We start from the raw sequence: 20,868 nt of genomic DNA, 5'->3' as shown, positions 1-20,868 counted from the left end.
TCCAATTTTTTTAAAAAAATACTTTATTCTTTAATTGTTTTTTGTTATAGTATATATTAAAAAACTAGATTATAATGGGATGTAAGTGAAATTTTTAAAGCAACTTACATCCCATTATGATCTAATCCATATTTTTATTATTTCATACTTAATGCTTCTTTTTTCAAAACTCGAAAAATTTTATAAAAAAATACAACTATTTTCTGGTTCATCATCAAATATCTAATAAACCATATCGCTTTTGTAAATCAAGTAACTTCATTCTTGCAACACCTGCGTTATCAGCCAAATCGGCAAACTCTACAAAGCGCCGTAATTCTTTTTTCAACAAATTACGTTCAACTTCTATAGTTTCTCTATCTAAATCTGGTGGCAAAACAATCATGTCAAATATAGTGGCGCGTTCTTTACCCGGATGAGGACGTAAAACTCGCCCCCGTCGCTGGATAAATTGGCGGGGATTACCAGAACTTGATAAAATCACCGCAGTTTGAATAGCCGGAATATCAACACCTTCATCTAAACAACGAATTGCGACTAAACCTTGCAACTCTCCACTTTCAAATTGATGGCGCAATATTTCCCTTTCTTGTAAAGTTGTTTGAGCCGTATAGGTGCTTACCTTATACCCTAAATCCACCCCCAGAATTTTAGCAACAGCTTTAAGTTGGCGTAGAGATGAACGTTGTCCCGCATCTTGGGAACCATCACTACAATAAAAAAGAGTGTGAGTAGTTTCGCGGCGAGTTGTCATTAATTCATGCAAGGCGGTTAATTTATTTTCCGCCGCACCAATTAATCTTGCTCTTTGCATCAACAACGGTTTTAAATCTTCATTGTCTTCAAAATTTCCGCCATTTTCTCTATCTCGATAAAGTAGCGATCGCCCAATTCTTTTAGTTAACTTTAAATAGGCAATACTTTCTGCTTCAGTTAACTCTACCAACACCGGATAATAGAGATAATGTACCAAAGCACCTTGAGCGATCGCATCCCTCAAAGTAAACTCTGGCTGGAGAACTGGGCCAAAATAATCAAATAAAGATTGTGTACCAAAATCATCAAAATACCTCTCCGGTGTGGCAGATAAAGCTAGTCTCAACCCAACAGTGCGCGGTAAACTTTCTTCTAATTTGGGTGCGCCTAAATTATGCGCCTCATCCCCAATAATTAAAGTTTTGGCAGGAAAATATTTGAGTTGAGACTGAAAACCATCTCCAATTAATGTGGAGTTCGTAGTAATTACTGTGAGAAACCGTTGAGAACCAGAACGCAGATTATAAATTTGGGTAGAAAGTTGACTTTGCCAAGTGCGTAAATTCTCAAAGGCTAAAATGGGTTGCAAATTAAATTTTTCACATTCTCGCGCCCATTGGGTGACAAGATGGCGGTAAGGACACACCACCACCAGAACTTGTAAATTAATCTGCCGATATAATTCACAAGCGATCGCTAATGCAGTAATCGTTTTACCACTACCAGTAGCCATTTTCAGCGTCCCTCTGCCATTGTTGGTAAACCAGCTAGCGATCGCTTGGCGCTGATATTGCCGCAATTGCAGAGACACAGGCATTCTTGGGCATCCTGGTAATAGTTGCGTGTGATAACTGCCCTTACTTTCCCTTGCAAACGGTAATTTCAACCGGAAAGTGGGCAGTTGCTGCACTGGATTTTTCGTCAGGTACATATTCATTAGTCATTAGTCATTGGTCATTGGTACTTATCTTTCCCAATCCCTATTCCCCACTGGGAGCAACGCGAAAAAGTGAGATCATCGTCTAATGAGCAGGGGGAGCAGGGGAGGCAGGGGGAGTAAAGAAAAAATTTTAGTATGTTTTGCTACTAAAAAACTAAAAAATATACTAGAAGTATTTCTCTCCCCCTGCCTCCCCTGCCTCCCCTGCCTCCCCTGCCTCCCCTGCTTACTCACCTCACAAAATCGCATTGCTCCCTTCCCCACTCCCCAGTCACCATTACTCAGTTGTAATCGCGCCAAACACCAATGAGAGAACCCTGCACCTGTACTTGTTGAGCCATGACTTCAATGGGATTGTACTTAGGGTTTGCTGGTTTGAGAGTAACGCGATCGCCTTGGCGATAAAAACGTTTTAAAGTAGTACCGAATCCATCAACTCTGGCGGCGACGATGGTGCCATTTTTTAAATGATTTGGTTCTGCTACTGGACGTAGAAATACCACATCGCCATCAGTGATTAAATCTTCAATCATGCTATCGCCAGCTACGCGCAAAGCGTAGGTTTGGGGAGGTAAATCGAAATTAGAAAAGTCTAAATGATCTACAGCATCAGTAAACGGTTCTATTAAACCACCAGCCGCGATCGTGCCCAAAATTGGTACACCTTGCTTAACAGGACGCAAAATCCGAATTGTTCGCGCTTGTCCTTCAGTCCATTCAATATATCCTTTAGTGCGTAAATGCTCTAAGCGACTTTGAATTGGTGCTGGTGACTTCAAGTTCATCGCTTGCATCATTTGCCTAATTGAAGGCGAATGCTGGTGCGTTCTGATATATTCTGCTAACCATTCGTAAAGTTCTTGTTGAGCTTCCGTTAGACGTTCCATAAATTTGTGGGAAGTAATTATTAATGTCTCTAGAACATTAGTACTACAAAAAACTCCCTATAACAAGAGAAAAGTAAAAATATGAAAGGCAAAAGTAAGATTATTTTATTTTCTTTTGGCTTTTGACAAATAAGAATATTACAGGTTACAGGTTAGAGGGTACAGGTTACAAGCAAGAAAACTATACCCTATCCCCTGTGCCCTATTCCCTTACTCTGCCCCTAAAATACTCGCAAGCAAAGCTTTCTGCGCGTGGAGGCGATTTTCTGCCTGTTCCCAAACTTTTGATTGGGAACCTTCAATAACAGATCCGGTAATTTCTTCACCGCGATGGGCTGGTAAGCAGTGTAAAACAATTGCCTCTGGATCGGCAAGGCTTAATAGCTGTTCCGAAATTTGGTAAGGCTGGAAAATTGGCATCCGATTATCTGCTTCCGCTTCTTGTCCCATGCTTGCCCAAACATCAGTATAAAGTACAGCAGAACCCTTAGCTGCTAATTCTGGATCGTGAGTAACGAGGACTTCCGTTTTGTTATTAGCGATCGCTCTTGCTTGCTCTACAATCTTAGAATCTGGCTCATATCCACTAGGGGTAGCAATTCTGACATTCATCCCCACCAATGCACAACCCAACATCAGAGAATTAGCCATATTATTCCCATCGCCCACGTAGGTTAAAGTTAACCCAGCAAGGGTGTTAAAGCTTTCTTGAACCGTCAATAAATCCGCCAATACCTGACAAGGATGTTCTGCATCGGTAAGCGCATTAATCACTGGAATTTTGGCATAGTGAGCAAAAGTTTCCAAATCTTGCTGGGCAAAAGTGCGAATTGCCAAAATATCCAGATATCGATCCAATACCCGCGCTGTATCCTGTAAAGGTTCCCCGCGACTAACTTGAGTGACATTAGGGTTGAGATCGATTACCTGTCCACCCAGTTGGTACATCGCCACAGTAAAACTTACCCGTGTGCGAGTTGAAGCTTTGGAGAACAACAACCCCAAAACTTTATTACACTGCAACTTAAACTGTTGTGATTTCAGTTGAGTTGCCAATTCCAGAAGTTCTTGAAGTTCCGTTGGACTGATGTCCGCTAGACTTAATAAATCTCGTCCGAGCAATGCTGCCATGCTTGTAATCTGTAAAAAATAATTATATATTTCCGTTCCTTTATTCAGCCGTGCTAAGAAAATACAGTTTGAGAATTGACGAGATATTTTTGCGTCCAGCCTAAGATTTTAGTTAGCTTTTGAAGTGATTGCGATCGCTGATTTGTTTGTGTTTCATCACAATTGCAACACTAACCAAACTGTCTAGGCGCAAATTTCTAATCTGTCTTTTAACCTTATTTCTGAAGAGGGAGATATTTTTTAGGAATTACAGCTAGACAAATAAATTCATTATGGTACAATAATAAATTGTGGTTGCTATTTTAAAGTAAACGCAAAATTTGCCAGCATAGCACAGTGGTAGTGCATCCGACTTGTAATCGGAAGGTCGCGAGTTCAAATCCCGCTGCTGGCTTTAACCCAAAACCCCCGCATTCGGGGGTTTTTGGCTCTAGATTACACGAGTATATGTTTTAGTCTCTAACTAAATCGTATATTTTAGATATTCATAAATTCGCAAGTTGTCGGTAGCGTTCCTGAACTTCCTGAATCGAAAACAAAGTTTCAAACTTCAACCCAGCTGACTGGTACAATTCACCTCCCCCTTGCTCTCTGTCTACCAGTGAAATTATTTGATTTACGGTATAACCCGCATCTTTAAGACGCTCAACCGCTTTCAGAGCAGATTGCCCAGTTGTCACCACATCTTCCAAAACAACTACTTTTGCACCCTCTGGTAAACTCGGGCCTTCTATATAAGCTTTCGTCCCATAACCCTTGGCTTCCTTACGAATAATTAGTGCTGGTATCGGACGGTTTTCATAAACAGAAACTATACTCACTGCTGTCACCATTGGGTCAGCCCCCATTGTTAAACCTGCTACAGCCTGAGTATCTAGAGGTAGTAAAGGAAACAGCAATCGTCCAACAGCTAAAGCTCCTTGGGGGTGAAGTGTTACCTGCATCTTATTGACATAATAAGAACTACGTAGCCCAGAAGCAAGAACAAAATCACCCTCTTGATAAGCCAGTTGAGAAAATAAATTTAGTAGCTTGTGGCGCAAGGTAGTCAAATCAGCAGTACTTGCCCAAATATCTGAGTGGGTAAGAGTTTCAGTAGGATACGTCATTACAAAACATTAAAAGTTGTGCTACACCAAAGGTTGAACTCATCAGAGTTCTGAACTTAAGCATAAATTAAGATTCGCCAAAAACGAAAATTGAGGAGTCATAAACGTGCGGATAAAATTTAAAACCTTTGGTGGTTTATTGGTGCTGCTTGCTACTGGGATTATTTTTCCCTCAGTTGCATCTGCCCAAACCGAAACCCCCAAAACTGAAACTACGAGCGATGTATTTGAACGGGCTTATTTTAGTCACGATCGCAATTTCTACGAAAATGGTAGCCTTAAGCGTCAGTTAGACTCACTTTTAGGATCCGGTTCTAGTTTCGGTGGTTCCTTCCCAGAAAATGAAATTGCCCGCGATGCTGAGTTGGTTAACACTTTATATCACGATGTCCTGACTCAGCAAGCTGGCAACGATCCTTATATTCGCACCCCCGATCTACCAAATCCTTATGACACATCGCTGATGATGTCTCCTCGTTTTAATAGCAATCAACTCAAAATGGGAACTGAATTCAGGTTTGAAACTTTACCATCTCGGTAAGATGGGTGATTAGGGAAGTGGGGAGCAGGGGATAATAATTACTAACCAACACTATCAGCAACATTCAGTACAAGTGCCCATACCCCATGCCCGCTATTAGCGTTTTTTGATGATTCAGTGCGCCCTGCTGGAATCGAACCAGCCTGAAGGCGAATTATGAGTTCGCTGCCTCCCCAATCGGCCAAAGGCGCTCGTTTGTTGAGTTTTGGGTTGCTGTCCTTTGAGGAAATTATTTTAACTCTTAGGTCAACATTTGCTAATTTTTAGAGTGAGGAAAATACCTCATCGCACTGAGTTTAGCCAATTCCGTAACTATAACACAAGTTTACCACGTGTGAATACTGGACAATAGCTTCCGAGATTTTTATACTACATAATTTAGTCATGGAATAGTACAGACTAATATTGATTAAGTTCTTTTAAGGATTGAGGTCAAAAGCTTCACTATTCTTAAATAGACCAGCATTTTTATGTGATAGCTTATCAGCAATGAAAATAAATTCTACTGTACTTCTTACTTTGATTTTGTTAATCCTGATGATGGGAGCAGGTTCTGTGAGCGCCTTTTTGGGGTTTGAACTAGGGAGTTCAGCACTTAAAGGCGTGACCACACCAGATGGTCGTCCCACAACAAAATTTGCCAGTAATAAGGCAAATAGCTCCCAACAAGGAGGGCTGGTGCTATTAAAAGAGGAAGAGATTTTGAAAGTTGTCAAGGCGCGAATTGACGGTAAGACCAAGGCTGCTAAATCAGAAAAGCTAGAGGAAGATGACGAAGAAACGAATAGCAGCAAGCAGAAGCCAGAGGAAAAGCCGAAAGAAGTGGTTGAAGAAAAACCCCTACCAGGCTTTCCTGTTACTGCCCAAAGTCAGGGCGTAACCATGACTGTACAATCTGCCCGCTACTCTGGTGGTGATTTGCTACTGAAAGTGAAAATGCAGAACAAAGGTAAAGATTCTGTGCGCTTCCTGTATAGTTTTTTAGATGTTACCGATGACAAAGGACGAACTCTGAGTGCTAGTACAGAGGGTTTACCAACAGAATTGCCTGTAAATGGGCCAGTATTTTCAGGTACAGTGAGCATTCCCACAGCTTTACTTGATGATGTCAAGAAAATATCACTTGCTCTCACTGATTATCCTGCTCAACAATTAAAGTTAGAGGCATCGAATATTCCTGTAGGAAGGTAGAAGACTGGGGACTGGGGACTGGGGACTGGGGACTGAATTCTTCCCAATACTCAATCCCCAATCCTCCTAAATGGAGGACGTGAGTTTTACACGAGCTTTGGCGGTGATTGGTTTTCCTAACTTAATTTGGACGGATGTGGCGCTGCGGTTGTTGTCAGTGCTACTACTGATTGCCATAAATGCCTTTTTTGTAACGGCGGAATTTTCGATGGTCAGCGTGCGGCGATCGCGTATTCACCAGCTAGTTAAGGCTGGGGATATTCCCGCGATCGCAGTCGAAATGCTACAACGTAGTATTGACCGACTGCTATCTACCACTCAGTTAGGTATTACCCTTTCTAGTTTGGCGCTGGGATGGATTGGCGAAAGTACGATTGTTGTGCTGGTAAATGCCTGGTTAAGATCCTGGCCTTTACCGATTGGGATGACTACCTTCCTCGCCCATTCTTTATCAATTCCTATCGCCTTTTTCTTGATTGCCTATTTACAAATTGTGATCGGAGAACTATGTCCCAAATCCTTAGCGATGCTGTACTCAGAACAGCTAGCGAGGTTTTTGGGGCCTTCGGTAAAAGCGATCGTGCGTTTTTTTGGCCCCTTCATCTGGATTCTCAACCAATCAACTCGTTTTTTATTGCGGATTTTTGGCATTCAATATACAGGTCAAGGCTGGCGGCCACCTGTGACTCCCGAAGAATTGCAACTGATTATCTCTACAGAATGGGGATCTACTGGTTTACAGCGTGCGGAGCGAGAACTGCTCAATAATGTCTTTGAATTTGGGGATGTCATGGCCCAAGATGTGATGATCCCCCGCACCAGTATTATCACGCTGCCAAAAGATGCTACCTTCCAGGCATTACTCAAAGAAATGGCTGCTACTGGTTACTCTCGCTATCCGGTGATTGGTGAATCCTTAGACGATGTTCGCGGCATTGTTTATTTTAAAGATTTGGCACAACCTTTGGCTGTCGGAAAACTCAGTTTAGAGACACAAATCCAACCTTGGATGCGTCCCGCTCGGTTTGTTCCAGAACACACGCCTTTGAGTGAACTTTTGCCCATGATGCAGCAAGAGAAACCCGCTATGGTTATGGTAGTGAATGAATTTGGCGGCATTGTGGGACTCGTGACAATCAAAGATGTCATTGCCGAAATCATCGGTGACGCAAGCGTTCCTGAAAGCAGTGACGACTTACTGATTCAGATGTTAGATGAGCAGAAATTTCTGGTACAGGCACAAATCAACCTCGAAGACCTGAATGAGGTTTTAAATCTCAATTTGCCTCTGACCAGAGAATATCAAACACTGGGAGGCTTTTTGCTATATCAGTTACAGAAAATTCCGGCCATTGGTGAAACTTTCTGTTATGAAAATCTTGAATTCACTGTGGTATCAATTGTTGGCCCGCGCCTCCATCAAATTCAACTTCGACGGTTAGAAGAGTTAATCGTTGACAGTTAAGAGCTAGGAGTTATGAATTTTAACTCCTACTTCAAGAAGCATATACCACTGGATCGACAAGTCCCAATTCGGCAAAAGCTGCTAACCGCAAGCGACAAGAATCACATACACCACAGGCGACATTACCACCGCCATAGCAAGACCAAGTTAGCTCCCAAGGAACTCCTAATTGGTTCCCCAATTGGATGATTTCGGTTTTTTTCAGGTTGATTAAGGGCGCAACAATATTAATTGGCTGTCCCTCACGCCCTTGTTTGGTTCCCAGACGAAAAACTTCCTGCATTGCCTGAATATAGTCGGGACGGCAGTCAGGATATCCTGAGTAATCTAAGGCATTTACACCGATATAGACACGTTCTGCTGCGATCGCTTCGGCGTAACCAAGAGCAAAGCTTAAAAAGATGGTATTACGAGCCGGAACATAAGTTACAGGAATATTTTGAGACATTTCATCCAGCGATCGCTCCTGGGGTAAATCAATCGCATCATCGGTAAGTGCGGAACCTCCCCATTGCCGTAAATCAAAATTCACTACCTGATGTTTTGCGATCGCAGCCTTTTGAGCAACACTGAGAGCTGAGTGTAACTCTCTTCGGTGTCGCTGCTGGTAATCAAAGGAGATCCCATGACATTCACAGCCATCAGCCTTAGCTTGATACAGAATTGTGGAAGAGTCCAATCCCCCAGATAACAGAATTACAGCTTTCATCTCAGTTGCAAATTTTAGATTTCAAATCACCAAATCACACCTCAACAAGATGCCAGAAGGCAATGCCAAGGAGAAAATACATTTAAGTCCTACTGAATGTTTTAAAGTTAATAAAAAGATACATACTTATTGTAGAAAGTGCAAAATCCAAAACAAACCCGAACTATCTATACAAAAGATATTTGGATTACGGGAACCGATCGCAAACTTTGAAATTCTTCATAAACATAGGCTCTATGTTACCATCTGGATGGTTTTAGACGGATCGTAACTGGCTTTCGAGTATAAACGCCAACGGCCGTAGCGTCTCTAAATTTGGTGGTTGAGGAGAGAATAATAGTGCAAGATAGCATGTCAGTGGCAGAATCGAATCTATATACACAGCGCAACCAGCCACGACCGATCCGCATAGGCGTGATTGGAGTGGGTAACATGGGACAACACCACGCTCGCGTGCTGAGTTCAATGAAAGATGTTGAACTGGTCGGAGTGGCAGATATTAACGTCGAACGAGGATTAGAAACTGCCAGCAATTACAAGGTGCGTTTTTTTGAAGATTACTGTGACCTGCTACCCCTTGTGGAAGCAGTTTGTGTAGCTGTTCCCACCCGTCTGCACTATGCCGTGGGTATCAACTGTCTGTTAGCGGGAATTCATGTTTTGATTGAAAAACCCATCGCAGCCAGTATTTCTGAGGCAGAGTCTTTAGTAAATGCCGCGGCTGAGTCTGGGTGTATCCTGCAAGTAGGTCATATTGAGCGTTTCAACCCAGCTTTTAAAGAACTAAGCCAAGTTCTAAAAACAGAGGAAGTGTTGGCGCTAGAAGCCCACAGAATGAGTCCTTACTCAGATCGGGCAAATGATGTTTCAGTTGTGCTGGATTTAATGATCCATGACATCGACCTACTTTTGGAATTAGCTGCTTCCCCAGTCACGAAATTGACTGCTAGCGGGACTCGCTCCCTAGACTCTGGTTATTTAGATTATGTAACCGCCACCTTGGGGTTTGCTAATGGTATTGTTGCTACTCTGACCGCCAGTAAAGTCACCCATCGAAAAATTCGTCGGATTGTCGCCCATTGCAAAAATTCATTTACTGAGGCAGATTTTCTCAAGAATGAAATTTTGATTCACCGACAAACCACGGTAAATTCTCTCACCGACCACCGACAAGTACTTTACAGACAAGATGGTGTGATTGAAAAAGTCTACACGAGCAATATTCAACCCCTAAGTGCAGAATTAGAACATTTTGTCAACTGCGTGCATGGTGGCAATCAACCCTCAGTAGGTGGCGAACAAGCTCTCAAAGCTCTGAGACTTGCAAGTTTAATTGAGCAAATGGCGCTAGAAGATCGAGTTTGGAATCCATTAGACTGGCAATCGGAACCAAGAGTACAATCATTGACCCCGACAGCTTAAAAGAAGATTGGCAGATGGAGATGAAGGGGAGAAAGTAAAATTTTCTTCCTTACCTTCTCTTTCTGCCTCATCCCCTTCACTGCATCAATCTCAGAAGAAAATCCAAAAGTATGTTTTGAAATTAGGCGATCAAATTTTTAGATCCTTCCTAGTCCTTTTAAAAAACCGACCAAGAGGGATCTAAAAAATTAGAAAACAAAACCTAGTGGTTCGTTTCATGAATTTTGTGAGGTTCGTAGTGAGGCATAAATGGCTCAATTTAAAACATTAGAGCTACTGACTACGAACTTTTATAACCCTCAAAATTAATGAAACAGACCTCTAGCTTCCACTTGTTTTACTCTGTTTCTAAATTGGCGTGTCAACTTTATAGTGCAGCTAAGTTACCTTGATTCTAGCAAGCGAGGATAATTATCTTTTGAGGACCTACGCAAACAATAGTTGAAAAGAAAGATTTTTAGGTAGGGACAATTCATGAATTGCCCCTACAGTATGTAGGTTTGCATAAGTCCTATATCTTTAAAAAAAGCTAAAACTGAATTTAATAGCAAGAGTAGTGTAGTAATTTCCGGAATTGACTCAATGCTTGAATGGATAACTAATACTATTAACTATTTTGGCCATTGGGGAATCGCCCTACTAATGTTCCTAGAGAACCTGTTTCCTCCCATTCCTTCAGAATTGATTATGCCACTGGCTGGATTTGCAGCAAGTCCACATCAACCAGGAGGGCCAAAACTGAATATCATTGGTGTGTTTTTCGCAGGACTTTTAGGTTCTGTATTGGGCGCACTTATTTGGTACTATCCAGGTAAGTTTTTGGGCGAAACCCGCTTGAAAGCTTGGGCTGACAAGTATGGCAAATGGCTGGCTATATCCAGTAAAGATATTACCAAAGCCAAAAAGTGGTTTGACCAACAAGGTAGAAAAGCAGTATTAATTGGTCGCCTTGTGCCAGGAATCCGCACCTTGATTTCTGTTCCCGCAGGAATCAGCAATATGCCCTTACTACCATTTTTGTTTTACACAACTGTAGGTAGCGCGGCTTGGGTAGGTTTGCTAACATACTCTGGATACGCCTTGGGTAGTCAGTATGAACTTGTGGACAAGTACCTTGCTCCTGTATCCAAAATCGTCCTTGGGGGTTTGGTTCTAGCATTTGTTTCTTGGATATTCAAGCGCCAGTTAAGACGTACTAGAAGATGAAACACGGACGCTTTTGGTTTGAAAGCAGTAAAAGCAGGGGTTACATCTGGCCAAAATTCGCCTACACTATGCCAAATAATACTAGATGTGCGAAGGCATGAGCCCATCGGAGATATCGCTCGAATTAATTTTTGGCGTATTTCTAGCTACACTTGACGCAACCTAGAATTTCTGGTTGCTCGCATTTTTGTAAGATGAGCATGACAACTTTTTACAGTTAAGTTTGAACTAGGAGCTTTCATGACAGACCAACCTTCCGCCGCTAACCCTATGAATACTGCTGCTATACCCATGAATAGGCAGCCGTTAGCATCGACGACTCCCATCAATGCTGTTAATAATAATCCTCCCACTAGCAAGCCAGTCGGTGGTTCCGGGAAAACCATTCTCAGTGTTGATTTAGGTAGAACTTCCACAAAAACTTGTGTGAGTCGTGAACCAGGCAGCGTGGTCTTCGTACCTGCTAACGTCAAGCAGATGTCGATAGAACAAGTCCGCGGTGGTGTTTTTGAAGCCAGAGCTACTGACCCCTTAATGGATTTGTGGCTGGAGTATCAAGGAAATGGATATGCCGTTGGTCAACTAGCAGCAGATTTTGGGGCGAATCTAGGAGTCGGCCAATCTAAGGTAGAGGCTGCACTGGTAAAAGTGTTAGCAAGTGCTGGCTACTTCAAACTCAGAGATGATATCTCAGTTGTACTGGGTCTGCCTTTTCTTTCCTTAGAGCAATTTGAAAAGGAAAAAGCACAGTTGATTAGCCAAGTAGGTGGGCCTCATGTGTTGAACTTCCGAGGCGAATCTATATCCTTGAATGTAAGTAAGGTATGGGTAATGCCAGAAGGCTACGGCAGTTTGCTATGGTCTGAAGCTCAACCGAAGAAAAGCCCTGGTAGTCCCGATTTTACAAAAATATCGGTGGCGATAGTTGATATTGGACATCAAACTGTCGATCTTTTGATGGTAGATAACTTCCGTTTTGCCAGAGGTGCTTCTAAGAGCGAAGATTTCGGCATGAATAAGTTTTATGAATTGGTGTCTGCCGAAATCGAGGGAGCAGATAGTCAATCTCTAGCACTGATTTCTGCTGTGAACAAACCCAGAGGTGAACGCTTTTACCGTCCTAAAGGCGCTAGCAAGCCCACCAACCTAGACGATTTTCTTCCTAACCTTACAGAGATGTTTTCGCGCGAAATCTGTAGCCGTGTGCTAGCCTGGTTGCCAGAACGCGTCACCGATGTGATTCTCACTGGCGGCGGTGGTGAGTTCTTCTGGGATGACGTTCAACGTCTGCTCAAAGAAGCAAAGATTAATGCTCATTTAGCAGCACCTTCACGACAGGCGAATGCTTTGGGGCAGTATATTTATGGAGAGGCACAATTATCCTCCAATCGCGCTGCTAGGGCATAAAGCTGATGTTCCAATGGTCAAAAAAGGTAGTTAAATCCGTCACGTTCAACCCAGAGCTTGCTGATGAAAGCTTGTTAGCACAAGTAGAAAGTTATTTGGAAAAACAACCAGACAAGACTTTCAGCGACCTCTGTAAAGAAGCCTTGTGGCAATCTTTATGTGTACCGGAATCTGTACAACCTGCTCCACAAACAGCAGCAACAACACCGATTGAACAACAAATCGGTGAACTGCAACGTCAAGTGGCTGGACTTGAGGAACGTTTTTTTGCCAAGGGATCTAATCGTTTGGAGACGATGGAACATCATTTACTGCAACTTTCCCAACAAGTCGCACAACTGGCGCTCATAGTCAACGATCGCTCGTTCGTTCCGTCTCCAACTCAATTAGAAGTAGTAAATAATACTTCTTATACTGTTGCTACCCCTCCTCAAGAGGTTGACCCCGTAATCAGTCGCCTTAGTCAGTTTCTCGATGATTTTTAAGGAACAATCAGGTTTGTGAGCAGTTTTTGCTCATGTTAACAATCCTTAATAGTAAATACTATTAAGGATTATTAATGTTTATATATTTTTTTTAGAAATGCGATCGCGTCTATTCAAGTTATAGAAAGTGATATCCATGAAATACTTTTTACAAAATTAACACTGACTCCACTAAGATTAGCTCCTTTGAGAGCGACCCCGCTAAAATCTCTCTCCCCAGCAGCGTAAGAGACTTCCAAATAAAAAAATATTCCAAAACTGACGCAAAAATCCTCTTAATCTCTCTTCTCTCTGTGTTCTCTGCGTCTCTGTGGTTCGTTTTTTGGGATAATTTATTCCTTGGAAATCCCTAACGTCTAAGCAATTGTTGACCGTTCACCATTTGCCTTTTGCATCAACTAATAAAAGAAATACACCCGATCGCACCTCTGCAATACAAAAATTTGCTCACTTTTGTGCTGAATATTATTAGTACATATTATTACTAGATTCTTTTTTTACTTTATACACTGTATAAATGCTAGAATCCTCAAGTAGACAGTTAGGATACTTAGATGCCAGTTGTAGCTAACTCAATCAAGTTTGGTACAGACGGCTGGCGGGGCATTATTGGTGACGAGTTCACCTTTGAACGCCTAGCCCTGGTCGCGCCAGTCGCCGCAAAAGTATTATATGATACATATTTTTCTCAGGTGGGTAGCCGGACAATAATTGTCGGTTACGATCGCCGATTCATGGCTGAAGACTTTGCTCGTGCTGTTGCCGATACTGTCTCTGCTGTCGGTTTTGACGTGCTACTGAGCGAAAGTTTTGCTCCAACCCCAGCTTATAGTTGGGCAGCAAAAGAACTCAATGCTTTAGGAGCGCTGGTAATCACAGCTAGCCATAATCCTGGTACATATTTAGGTTTAAAAGTCAAAGGCTATTTTGGTGGATCGGTGCCGCCAGAGGTCACAAAAGAGATCGAAGCGCAGTTGTCGGTGGGAGTACCACAAGCAGCTACCCCAGGTAAGCAAGAGAAGTTCGATCCTTGGCCTAGTTATACCCAAGCACTAGAACGTAAAGTTGATATCGCCAAACTTCGAGAAGCGATCGCATCTGGCAAACTAACGTTATTTGCCGATGTCATGCATGGTGCTGCTGCTGGCGGATTGGCGAAACTACTAGGCAATCAAGTCAAAGAAATCAACTCAGAACGCGATCCCCTCTTTGGTGGCGGTGCGCCGGAACCCTTACCTAAATATCTTTCAAAGTTATTTGGAGTCATCAAAGCTCACCGAGAAACCGATAAATCCGGTTTAACGGTGGGGTTAGTATTTGATGGAGACTGCGATCGCATTGCAGCAGTAGATGGAGAAGCTAACTTCCTAAGTTCCCAAGTATTAATCCCGATATTAATCGACCACTTAACCCTAAGACGCGGCTTTAGTGGTGAAATAGTCAAAACTGTTAGTGGTTCCGACTTGATGCCCCTTGTGGCAGCACTACATAACCTGTCAGTATTTGAGACAGCAGTTGGTTATAAATACATCGCTGACAGAATGTTAGTAGCAAAAGTGTTGCTCGGTGGCGAAGAATCAGGAGGAATCGGCTATGGCAGCCATATTCCCGAACGTGATGCATTGCTGTCAGCGTTGTACGTCCTAGAGGCGATCGTTGAATCTGGTTTGGATTTAGGTGAGTATTATCGCTACTTGCAGAAACAAGCAGGGTTTACCTCAACTTACGATCGCATTGATTTACCCTTAGCAAATATGCAAGTGCGATCGCGTCTTTTGCAACAACTGCAAACCCAACCCTTAACGGAAATTGCCGGGTTAGCAGTAATTGATTGCCAAACAATTGACGGCTACAAGTATCGCCTTGCTGATAAAAGCTGGTTAATGATTCGGTTTAGCGGTACTGAGCCAGTTTTACGCCTCTACTGCGAAGCCCCAACAATTGAGCAAGTGCATCAAACTCTTGCTTGGGCGAAACAGTGGGCGGGGTAAAATTCATTAATTAGTCATTAGTCATTTGTCCTTTGTCGTTGGTAAATAACTAATGACTAACGGCCAATGACCAATGATTAATGACCAATGACCAAATTACTTGTAGTAGCCACAGGAAATCCAGGTAAGTTGCGGGAAATGCAAGCTTACCTGGAAAATTCTGGTTGGGAATTAACCCTTAAACCTGAAGAATTGGAAATTGAAGAGACGGGCGAAACTTTTGCCGCTAACGCTTGCCTGAAAGCATCACAAATTGCTAAAGCTACGGGTAACTGGGCAATTGCTGATGATTCGGGTTTGCAAGTAGATGCCCTCAATGGCGCACCAGGGGTATATTCTGCACGTTACGCCAAAACCGACTCAGAAAGGATTGCTAGGCTATTGAAAGAATTAGACAACGAGGTAAGTCGGCAAGCGCAGTTTGTTTGTGCAGTAGCGATCGCTCGTCCTGATGGTGCGATCGCATTACAATCTGAAGGTATTTGTCGTGGCGAAATTCTCCACGCACCTCGTGGTGATGGTGGTTTTGGCTACGATCCAATTTTTTATGTGCAAGAGTTGCAATTGACCTTTGCTGAGATGACACGGGAGTTAAAGCGGTCAATTAGCCATCGGGGCAAGGCTTTTACAGCCTTACTTCCGCAGTTGGAAAGAGTTAGGAGTTAGGAATTAGGAGTTAGGATTTATGAATTCTGCTAAATCTTCATTCATTTAGTCCTCACTCACAATTCATAACTCCTGTAGAGACGCGATTAATCGCGTCTCTACTCATCACTTTTTTAAACTGCTTCTGTGTTTTTTTCGCCGGTACGAATCCGAATCACTTGCTCAACAGGCGAGATGAAAATTTTACCATCGCCGATTTCACCAGTGCGGGCAGCAGCAATAATTTTGTCTACCACCATATCAACCTGATTGTCGTCAACTACGATTTCCACTTTGAGTTTTTGCAGAAACTCGACAGTGTACTCAGAACCCCGATACCGTTCAGTTTGGCCTTTCTGCCGTCCGAACCCCCGAACTTCAGAAACAGTCATGCCGACAATACCAGCGTTAACCAAGGCAATTTTTACCTCATCTAACTTAAATGGGCGGATGATAGCTTCTACTTTTTTCATCTTCTTGACTCCTGACTTCTACTAGCTTCGTTTATATATCTAACCAGATCCGCAGTCTGAAGCTGTAACTAGCAGTGCTTTTCCTAAAAGATATGTAATAATTACCACTTTCTTAAAGTGTAAATGCATTGCCTGATGCTTGAGACATGAGAACCAGCCAGGATTTATTAATTGGATAATCTTTGAGGCTCTAACAAAAAGAAGTTGCTGTCAAGTTAGCATTTTATGTAGCTTTTATAACCTAGAAATAGATAAATTTCGTTATTTAGCAGATATCCTCAAATATTTAGAGAGTGAATGCAGAGAAATTGCTTGGTAGCCTGCTGCTGATTGTGGGAGTTTGAAACTAACGTTTCTGATGTTCAAATAAGGGACGCACAACGAAATAGCCGGCGCTAAAGGCAGTAAGCATGATTAACAAAATGGTGATAATTAACCACCAACCACTTAGTCCCTTGGCATCTGGCTCAGTAGTGGAATAATAACTTACTTGTTGCTCTTCTATAAAAACTGGTTCTTGTATCGGGAAATTAATTTCCATTACAGGTGTCGAAAAGTTTTGGTAGTGGCTTTTTTCAGGCGAGGCTTTGGGGACAACAGGTGGACGCGGATGAGCAACCTGCTGAGGTGGAGGCACTTGAGTTCCTGGCTGTTTGGTAGCCCTTTTCACGCCGCTAGAAGCTTGGGAAGCTTGGTGATAACTAGGCGTAGCATGGGAATCTACAAAATTTTGCAAATGAGAAAAAGACTCGGCAACTTTGATAATTTCTTGGCGTAATAGTTGATTTTCTTGTGCTAGTTGCTGATTTTGGGTGGTGACTGCATTTAGCCTTGCCTGTGCTGCTTGCAACTCTGCTGACAATTCCCTGTATACAGATAGTGGTACAGAGGGAGGGTAGGCTTGAGTAGTCGGTGTTGGCGAATTTCTGTGAACAGAACCTATGGTTGTTCGCATCGGGGGCTTGGTATTAAAAATCAAGGTAAGTAGATCGTACAGAGATGCTAACAGAGATAGTCAGCCCTGAAACTATGCCCAAGAATAATAGAAAAATGCCGAAAGGGCAAAGATTTATTATGAGGGATTGGGAATTGGGAATTGGTTAATCTTCCTAGTCCCCAGTCTCTAGTCTCTAGTCTCTAGTCCCCACAATTGGGAAGAAATGTCCTACAGGGCCTTGTCCTTCGCCAATATCTAGGGCGTAAGTAAGCGCAGTAGTCACATACTCCTTTGCTTGTTGCACTGCTGACCACAAGTTATTTCCCTTAGCCAGATTAGCAGCGATCGCAGCCGATAGCGTACAACCAGTACCGTGAGTATTTTTTGTCTCTACTTGCTGGCAAGTCAAAACTTCCAACTTGTCCCCATCAAACCAGATATCAATTCCACGCAAATCTCCCTGCATACCACCACCCTTGACTAAAACAGCCTTCGTCCGTAAAGTCTTGTGAATAATTTCAGCCGCAGCTTGCATATCCTCCAAAGAATTAATTTGTAAACCGCTCAAAATCTGGGCTTCGTAGCGATTCGGCGTAATGATAACTGCCTTGGGAATCAGGGCATCGCATAAAGTCTTCACAGCATCATCATCAATCAATTGTGCCCCTGTACGTGAAACCATTACTGGATCTACTACTAAATTCTCGATTTGTAAAGCTTCCACCTGCTGGGCAACAGCAAAGATAATTTCCTGATTGAGCAACATACCAGTTTTGGCAGCTTGTACGCCAATATCTTCAACTACTGCCTGAATTTGCGCCACAACAGCCTCTGTTGCGATGGCATCAACTCTTTTGACTCCTAAAGTGTTTTGTGCCGTGACGCAGGTTATGGCACTAGTACCGTGGACACAGTGAAAAGCAAAGGTGCGTAAATCAGCTTGAATTCCTGCACCGCCACCACTATCTGAACCAGCAATGGTTAAAGCAACAGGTATTCTGGAGTTTATTTTAGTATTCATAATTATGAAGGTTAAGTCATAAGTCAGTTGGCATCATCAAACCAAACTATCTCAAAGATTGATGAATTAAGCTAAAACCCTCTTCCCTTCTGCCTCCTGAAGGCAACCTACTTACTGATGAGATAGTCTTTGCTTGGTGTAGGCGGAATGGCACTAAGTTAAGCTGAAGAGTGTGCAGCGTAAAGATTGCAGAGGGGCAGGGGGGCAAAGGTGCAGAGGGGAATTTTTAAATATCCGTTTGTATACCTAAAACTTCTTCTTTCTCCCCTGCTCCTCTGCACCCCTGCTGCCTCAACGATTTTCCCTTTTCTTAGTGCCATTCGGTGTAGGCGTAACTCGCAAAAAATGTTTGAAGGAACTTCATCAAATCCTCGCACAAAGCACTCTCTATCCCCATATCACTCTCGAAATTAACAGGACTCCACTACTATACCTCCATAGTTATTTTGATTTTGTTGTAAAAAAATTTACCACATTCAGAATATTCACTGATATCAAGTGCTATTTGTAAAGGTTACTTTTAACTAAGTTCACAAGGCTCAGTTACATCGCCTACAACAGGTTCAATTAAGTTGTTACATTAGTTCCCTTAAGTTAAGGGATCAACCTACTAAAGTTTCAACCAATTTAACTTCGATCACTGTAACTTTAAGTCCTCAGTTATCAGCCCGGAGGTGCATTTTACCATGCCGATTTGGCAACTTCCTGACCTAAAACAACGGACAAAGTTCAGAGGAATTACTATGCAGATTTACGATTCTTGTATCAAATATAGCAGATAAGCTGGCTTGCAAAGAGCAGCGATGTCTACGACGGGCTATGCCTACGCATCTGCTACAGATAAAAGATACTATTCAACTCGACTTCTTCACAGGATATCTAACAAAAAGCTCAGAGAAGACAGGAAACGTCTCCGGCTTTGCGCTGCCTTGTCTACGTGCTAATCGTCCGCTCACCCTCAATAAAACACTGACGATTGACGATATTAATATCCCTCATTTAACCATCAACGGTTGATAGGAGAAAAAGTTTTCAGTTTGATAACAGCGTTTCTACAACGACACAAATTTAAGTTGTGATCGGACAACTGTGACTGTCTGAAAAATCCCAACATATTAACCATTCAAATCACTCCTTAGCAACTTAATAAAGTTGCTGAGGTGTACTTCCAATTACCCTTACACACACACATTCGGAGTAAATAAATGACTACATACTACGTTTCTGGAACAGGCAATGATAGCAATAATGGCTTGAAGGAAGGCGCTGCATTTCGCTCCTTGGGCAAAGCCGTGTATGGAATGAAAACAGGCGACACGCTCTACGTTATGAATGGGACTTATAACACAGGAGCGATGCTTTTTAACAAAAATGGCTCGCCAGATAACTGGACAACAATAAAAGCTTATCCAGGGGCTACACCTAAGATCCAAACAACAGGAAGTGGCATTCTTGTATTTAGTTCATCCTACGTGCGGATTGAAGGACTTGATATAGAAGGCAATCGGGAAAATATAACTTTAGACTATGCATTACAACAAAAGGACAATCTCAACAACCCTTTGACTAACGCCAGTGGAATTGAAGTAAAAGCTTGGACAAATAGCCAAGGGGTAGGCGGTACTAACCCCCATCATATTGTCATTACCGGTAACACAGTCCGTAACTTCTCCGGTGCAGGAATGGGATTCACCAATACAGACTATATTACTGTTGAGAAAAATATTGTGTCTGGAAACGCTTGGTATTCGCCTTGGGGGACTCAGGGAATCAGCGCTCTCCGTAGTTTTAATTACGATAATAATACTACTGACTACAGGATGATTTTTCGAGACAATATTGTTTACGATAATCAAAGTTTAGTTCCGTGGCATGAAGCTGGCAAAATCACTGAAGGTCACGGGATTATGCTTGACACTATTACTAAGACTACTAATAGTGTGCCTTATAGCGGTAAGACCTTAGTTGCTAATAACATAGTTTACAACAATGGTAGCTCTGGCATTGAAGCTTTCAAAGCTACGAACGTTGATATTGTTAACAACACGGTTTATCAGAATAGCCGTGTTCTAACAAACTCTGGAGAGATTGGTGTTAATTACTCAGATAATGTACGGGTCTATAACAACATCATGTATGCAAATGACAATCAAAATGCCAATCTCATCAAGTTCTCTACAAATGTAACTTTCGATCGCAACCTTGTTTATAACTCGAATCTATTCCAAGCTTCAGATAATCTAAAGGCCACAGGGTTGCAGAATATTTTGGGTAAAGATCCCCAATTTGTTGATGCGGCCAAAGGAAATTTTGCACTCAAAACTGGAAGCGCTGCAATTGATGCGGGTTCCAATCTTTTCAATGGCATTAGTACGAATACTCCCCAGGATGGTGATGGCAATGGCACTGCATTGATTGACATTGGTGCCTACGAAGCCCCCCGCAGCACCATTAGCGCTCCAGAAATTCAGGTTCTCAATGGCACAGTTGACATTGCAGATGGTAGTACTACTGCGATTAACTTTGGCGATGTCGTTGCCGGTAACACCTTG

General features: G+C 42.5%; 18 protein-coding genes and 2 tRNA genes. 11 read left to right on the top strand and 9 right to left on the bottom strand.

Features of this window, described 5'->3' with window-relative positions; genetic code table 11:
* Window positions 1-214: 214 nt before the first annotated feature.
* From V7K42_RS24000 to argF, 3 genes are all read right to left on the bottom strand, one after another.
* Window positions 215-1,687 carry a DNA phosphorothioation system restriction enzyme gene (locus V7K42_RS24000; RefSeq protein ID WP_334919778.1) on the bottom strand — a complete coding sequence of 491 codons (1,473 nt, stop codon included), beginning with the start codon at window positions 1,685-1,687 and terminating at the stop codon, window positions 215-217.
* Window positions 1,688-1,977: 290 nt separating this feature from the next.
* Complete coding sequence (gene lexA, locus V7K42_RS23995) at window positions 1,978-2,583, bottom strand: transcriptional repressor LexA (protein ID WP_334919777.1); 606 nt, start codon at window positions 2,581-2,583, stop codon at window positions 1,978-1,980.
* A gap of 210 nt (window positions 2,584-2,793) precedes the next feature.
* Window positions 2,794-3,714: an ornithine carbamoyltransferase gene (gene argF / locus V7K42_RS23990; RefSeq protein WP_334919776.1), complete on the bottom strand. Its 921-nt coding sequence runs from the start codon at window positions 3,712-3,714 to the stop codon at window positions 2,794-2,796.
* A 322-nt stretch (window positions 3,715-4,036) separates the two neighbouring features.
* On the opposite strand from argF, the gene V7K42_RS23985 reads away from it, so the two are divergent.
* Window positions 4,037-4,108 (top strand) — tRNA-Thr (locus V7K42_RS23985).
* Between the two features lie 91 nt (window positions 4,109-4,199).
* Here V7K42_RS23985 and pyrE read toward each other — a convergent pair.
* Window positions 4,200-4,823 (bottom strand): orotate phosphoribosyltransferase, encoded by a 624-nt coding sequence (pyrE, locus tag V7K42_RS23980; RefSeq protein ID WP_334919775.1) that lies wholly within the window; start codon window positions 4,821-4,823, stop codon window positions 4,200-4,202.
* Between the two features lie 106 nt (window positions 4,824-4,929).
* On the opposite strand from pyrE, the gene V7K42_RS23975 reads away from it, so the two are divergent.
* Entirely contained in the window at window positions 4,930-5,364 is a 435-nt protein-coding gene (locus V7K42_RS23975) for a hypothetical protein (RefSeq protein ID WP_334919774.1), read from the top strand.
* Between the two features lie 118 nt (window positions 5,365-5,482).
* Here V7K42_RS23975 and V7K42_RS23970 read toward each other — a convergent pair.
* Window positions 5,483-5,555: transfer RNA gene (locus V7K42_RS23970), tRNA-Ile, on the bottom strand.
* 298 nt (window positions 5,556-5,853) lie between these two features.
* Between V7K42_RS23970 and V7K42_RS23965 the strand changes: the two genes are divergently transcribed.
* Window positions 5,854-6,555 (top strand): hypothetical protein, encoded by a 702-nt coding sequence (locus V7K42_RS23965; protein ID WP_334888884.1) that lies wholly within the window; start codon window positions 5,854-5,856, stop codon window positions 6,553-6,555.
* 70 nt (window positions 6,556-6,625) lie between these two features.
* Entirely contained in the window at window positions 6,626-8,020 is a 1,395-nt protein-coding gene (locus tag V7K42_RS23960; protein WP_181154362.1) for a hemolysin family protein, read from the top strand.
* A gap of 31 nt (window positions 8,021-8,051) precedes the next feature.
* Here V7K42_RS23960 and queC read toward each other — a convergent pair whose 3' ends face one another.
* On the bottom strand, window positions 8,052-8,729 hold the full coding sequence (queC, locus tag V7K42_RS23955) for a 7-cyano-7-deazaguanine synthase QueC (protein WP_334919773.1): 678 nt from the start codon (window positions 8,727-8,729) through the stop codon (window positions 8,052-8,054).
* Between the two features lie 339 nt (window positions 8,730-9,068).
* On the opposite strand from queC, the gene V7K42_RS23950 reads away from it, so the two are divergent.
* The 6 genes from V7K42_RS23950 to rdgB all read left to right on the top strand — a co-directional run bounded on the left by V7K42_RS23950 (window position 9,069) and on the right by rdgB (window position 15,906).
* Window positions 9,069-10,151 (top strand): Gfo/Idh/MocA family protein, encoded by a 1,083-nt coding sequence (locus V7K42_RS23950; RefSeq protein WP_094327261.1) that lies wholly within the window; start codon window positions 9,069-9,071, stop codon window positions 10,149-10,151.
* Window positions 10,152-10,733: 582 nt separating this feature from the next.
* A complete protein-coding gene (locus tag V7K42_RS23945; RefSeq protein WP_094345931.1) occupies window positions 10,734-11,357 on the top strand; it encodes a DedA family protein in 624 nt (207 codons plus the stop codon).
* 240 nt (window positions 11,358-11,597) lie between these two features.
* Window positions 11,598-12,764, top strand: a complete 1,167-nt coding sequence (locus tag V7K42_RS23940) for a ParM/StbA family protein (RefSeq protein ID WP_334919772.1) — start codon at window positions 11,598-11,600, stop codon at window positions 12,762-12,764.
* Between the two features lie 5 nt (window positions 12,765-12,769).
* Window positions 12,770-13,249, top strand: coding sequence for a plasmid segregation centromere-binding protein ParR (locus tag V7K42_RS23935; protein WP_334919771.1), 480 nt, complete (start codon window positions 12,770-12,772; stop codon window positions 13,247-13,249).
* Between the two features lie 554 nt (window positions 13,250-13,803).
* Window positions 13,804-15,240: a phosphoglucomutase/phosphomannomutase family protein gene (locus V7K42_RS23930; protein WP_334919770.1), complete on the top strand. Its 1,437-nt coding sequence runs from the start codon at window positions 13,804-13,806 to the stop codon at window positions 15,238-15,240.
* Window positions 15,241-15,327: 87 nt separating this feature from the next.
* Window positions 15,328-15,906, top strand: coding sequence for an RdgB/HAM1 family non-canonical purine NTP pyrophosphatase (gene rdgB / locus V7K42_RS23925; RefSeq protein ID WP_334919769.1), 579 nt, complete (start codon window positions 15,328-15,330; stop codon window positions 15,904-15,906).
* 113 nt (window positions 15,907-16,019) lie between these two features.
* Here the strand turns inward: rdgB and V7K42_RS23920 are convergent, their stop codons facing one another.
* The 3 genes from V7K42_RS23920 to thiD form a co-directional block, all read right to left on the bottom strand.
* Window positions 16,020-16,358 (bottom strand): P-II family nitrogen regulator, encoded by a 339-nt coding sequence (locus tag V7K42_RS23920; RefSeq protein ID WP_012410794.1) that lies wholly within the window; start codon window positions 16,356-16,358, stop codon window positions 16,020-16,022.
* 346 nt (window positions 16,359-16,704) lie between these two features.
* Entirely contained in the window at window positions 16,705-17,313 is a 609-nt protein-coding gene (locus tag V7K42_RS23915; RefSeq protein ID WP_334919768.1) for a hypothetical protein, read from the bottom strand.
* Window positions 17,314-17,488: 175 nt separating this feature from the next.
* On the bottom strand, window positions 17,489-18,316 hold the full coding sequence (gene thiD, locus V7K42_RS23910) for a bifunctional hydroxymethylpyrimidine kinase/phosphomethylpyrimidine kinase (protein WP_334919767.1): 828 nt from the start codon (window positions 18,314-18,316) through the stop codon (window positions 17,489-17,491).
* Between the two features lie 1,205 nt (window positions 18,317-19,521).
* Between thiD and V7K42_RS23905 the strand changes: the two genes are divergently transcribed.
* Window positions 19,522-20,868, top strand: a 1,347-nt coding sequence (locus tag V7K42_RS23905) for a right-handed parallel beta-helix repeat-containing protein (protein ID WP_334919766.1), incomplete at its 3' end; no start/stop codon positions are given.

It is taken from the genome of Nostoc sp. (assembly GCF_036917455.1).
Taxonomy (GTDB): Bacteria; Cyanobacteriota; Cyanobacteriia; order Cyanobacteriales; family Nostocaceae; genus Nostoc.
The sequence above is the reverse complement of the archived record's forward strand: the minus strand, read 5'-3'. Positions and strand labels throughout refer to the sequence as shown.

Coding starts and splice junctions, on each gene's coding strand:
- V7K42_RS24000 (WP_334919778.1), bottom strand. CDS start 1,687: ATGTACCTGACGAAAAATCCAGTGCAGCAACTGCCCACTTTCCGGTTG.
- lexA (WP_334919777.1), bottom strand. CDS start 2,583: ATGGAACGTCTAACGGAAGCTCAACAAGAACTTTACGAATGGTTAGCA.
- argF (WP_334919776.1), bottom strand. CDS start 3,714: ATGGCAGCATTGCTCGGACGAGATTTATTAAGTCTAGCGGACATCAGT.
- pyrE (WP_334919775.1), bottom strand. CDS start 4,823: ATGACGTATCCTACTGAAACTCTTACCCACTCAGATATTTGGGCAAGT.
- V7K42_RS23965 (WP_334888884.1), top strand. CDS start 5,854: ATGAAAATAAATTCTACTGTACTTCTTACTTTGATTTTGTTAATCCTG.
- V7K42_RS23960 (WP_181154362.1), top strand. CDS start 6,626: ATGGAGGACGTGAGTTTTACACGAGCTTTGGCGGTGATTGGTTTTCCT.
- queC (WP_334919773.1), bottom strand. CDS start 8,729: ATGAAAGCTGTAATTCTGTTATCTGGGGGATTGGACTCTTCCACAATT.
- V7K42_RS23945 (WP_094345931.1), top strand. CDS start 10,734: ATGCTTGAATGGATAACTAATACTATTAACTATTTTGGCCATTGGGGA.
- V7K42_RS23940 (WP_334919772.1), top strand. CDS start 11,598: ATGACAGACCAACCTTCCGCCGCTAACCCTATGAATACTGCTGCTATA.
- V7K42_RS23935 (WP_334919771.1), top strand. CDS start 12,770: ATGTTCCAATGGTCAAAAAAGGTAGTTAAATCCGTCACGTTCAACCCA.
- V7K42_RS23930 (WP_334919770.1), top strand. CDS start 13,804: ATGCCAGTTGTAGCTAACTCAATCAAGTTTGGTACAGACGGCTGGCGG.
- rdgB (WP_334919769.1), top strand. CDS start 15,328: ATGACCAAATTACTTGTAGTAGCCACAGGAAATCCAGGTAAGTTGCGG.
- V7K42_RS23920 (WP_012410794.1), bottom strand. CDS start 16,358: ATGAAAAAAGTAGAAGCTATCATCCGCCCATTTAAGTTAGATGAGGTA.
- V7K42_RS23915 (WP_334919768.1), bottom strand. CDS start 17,313: ATGCGAACAACCATAGGTTCTGTTCACAGAAATTCGCCAACACCGACT.
- thiD (WP_334919767.1), bottom strand. CDS start 18,316: ATGAATACTAAAATAAACTCCAGAATACCTGTTGCTTTAACCATTGCT.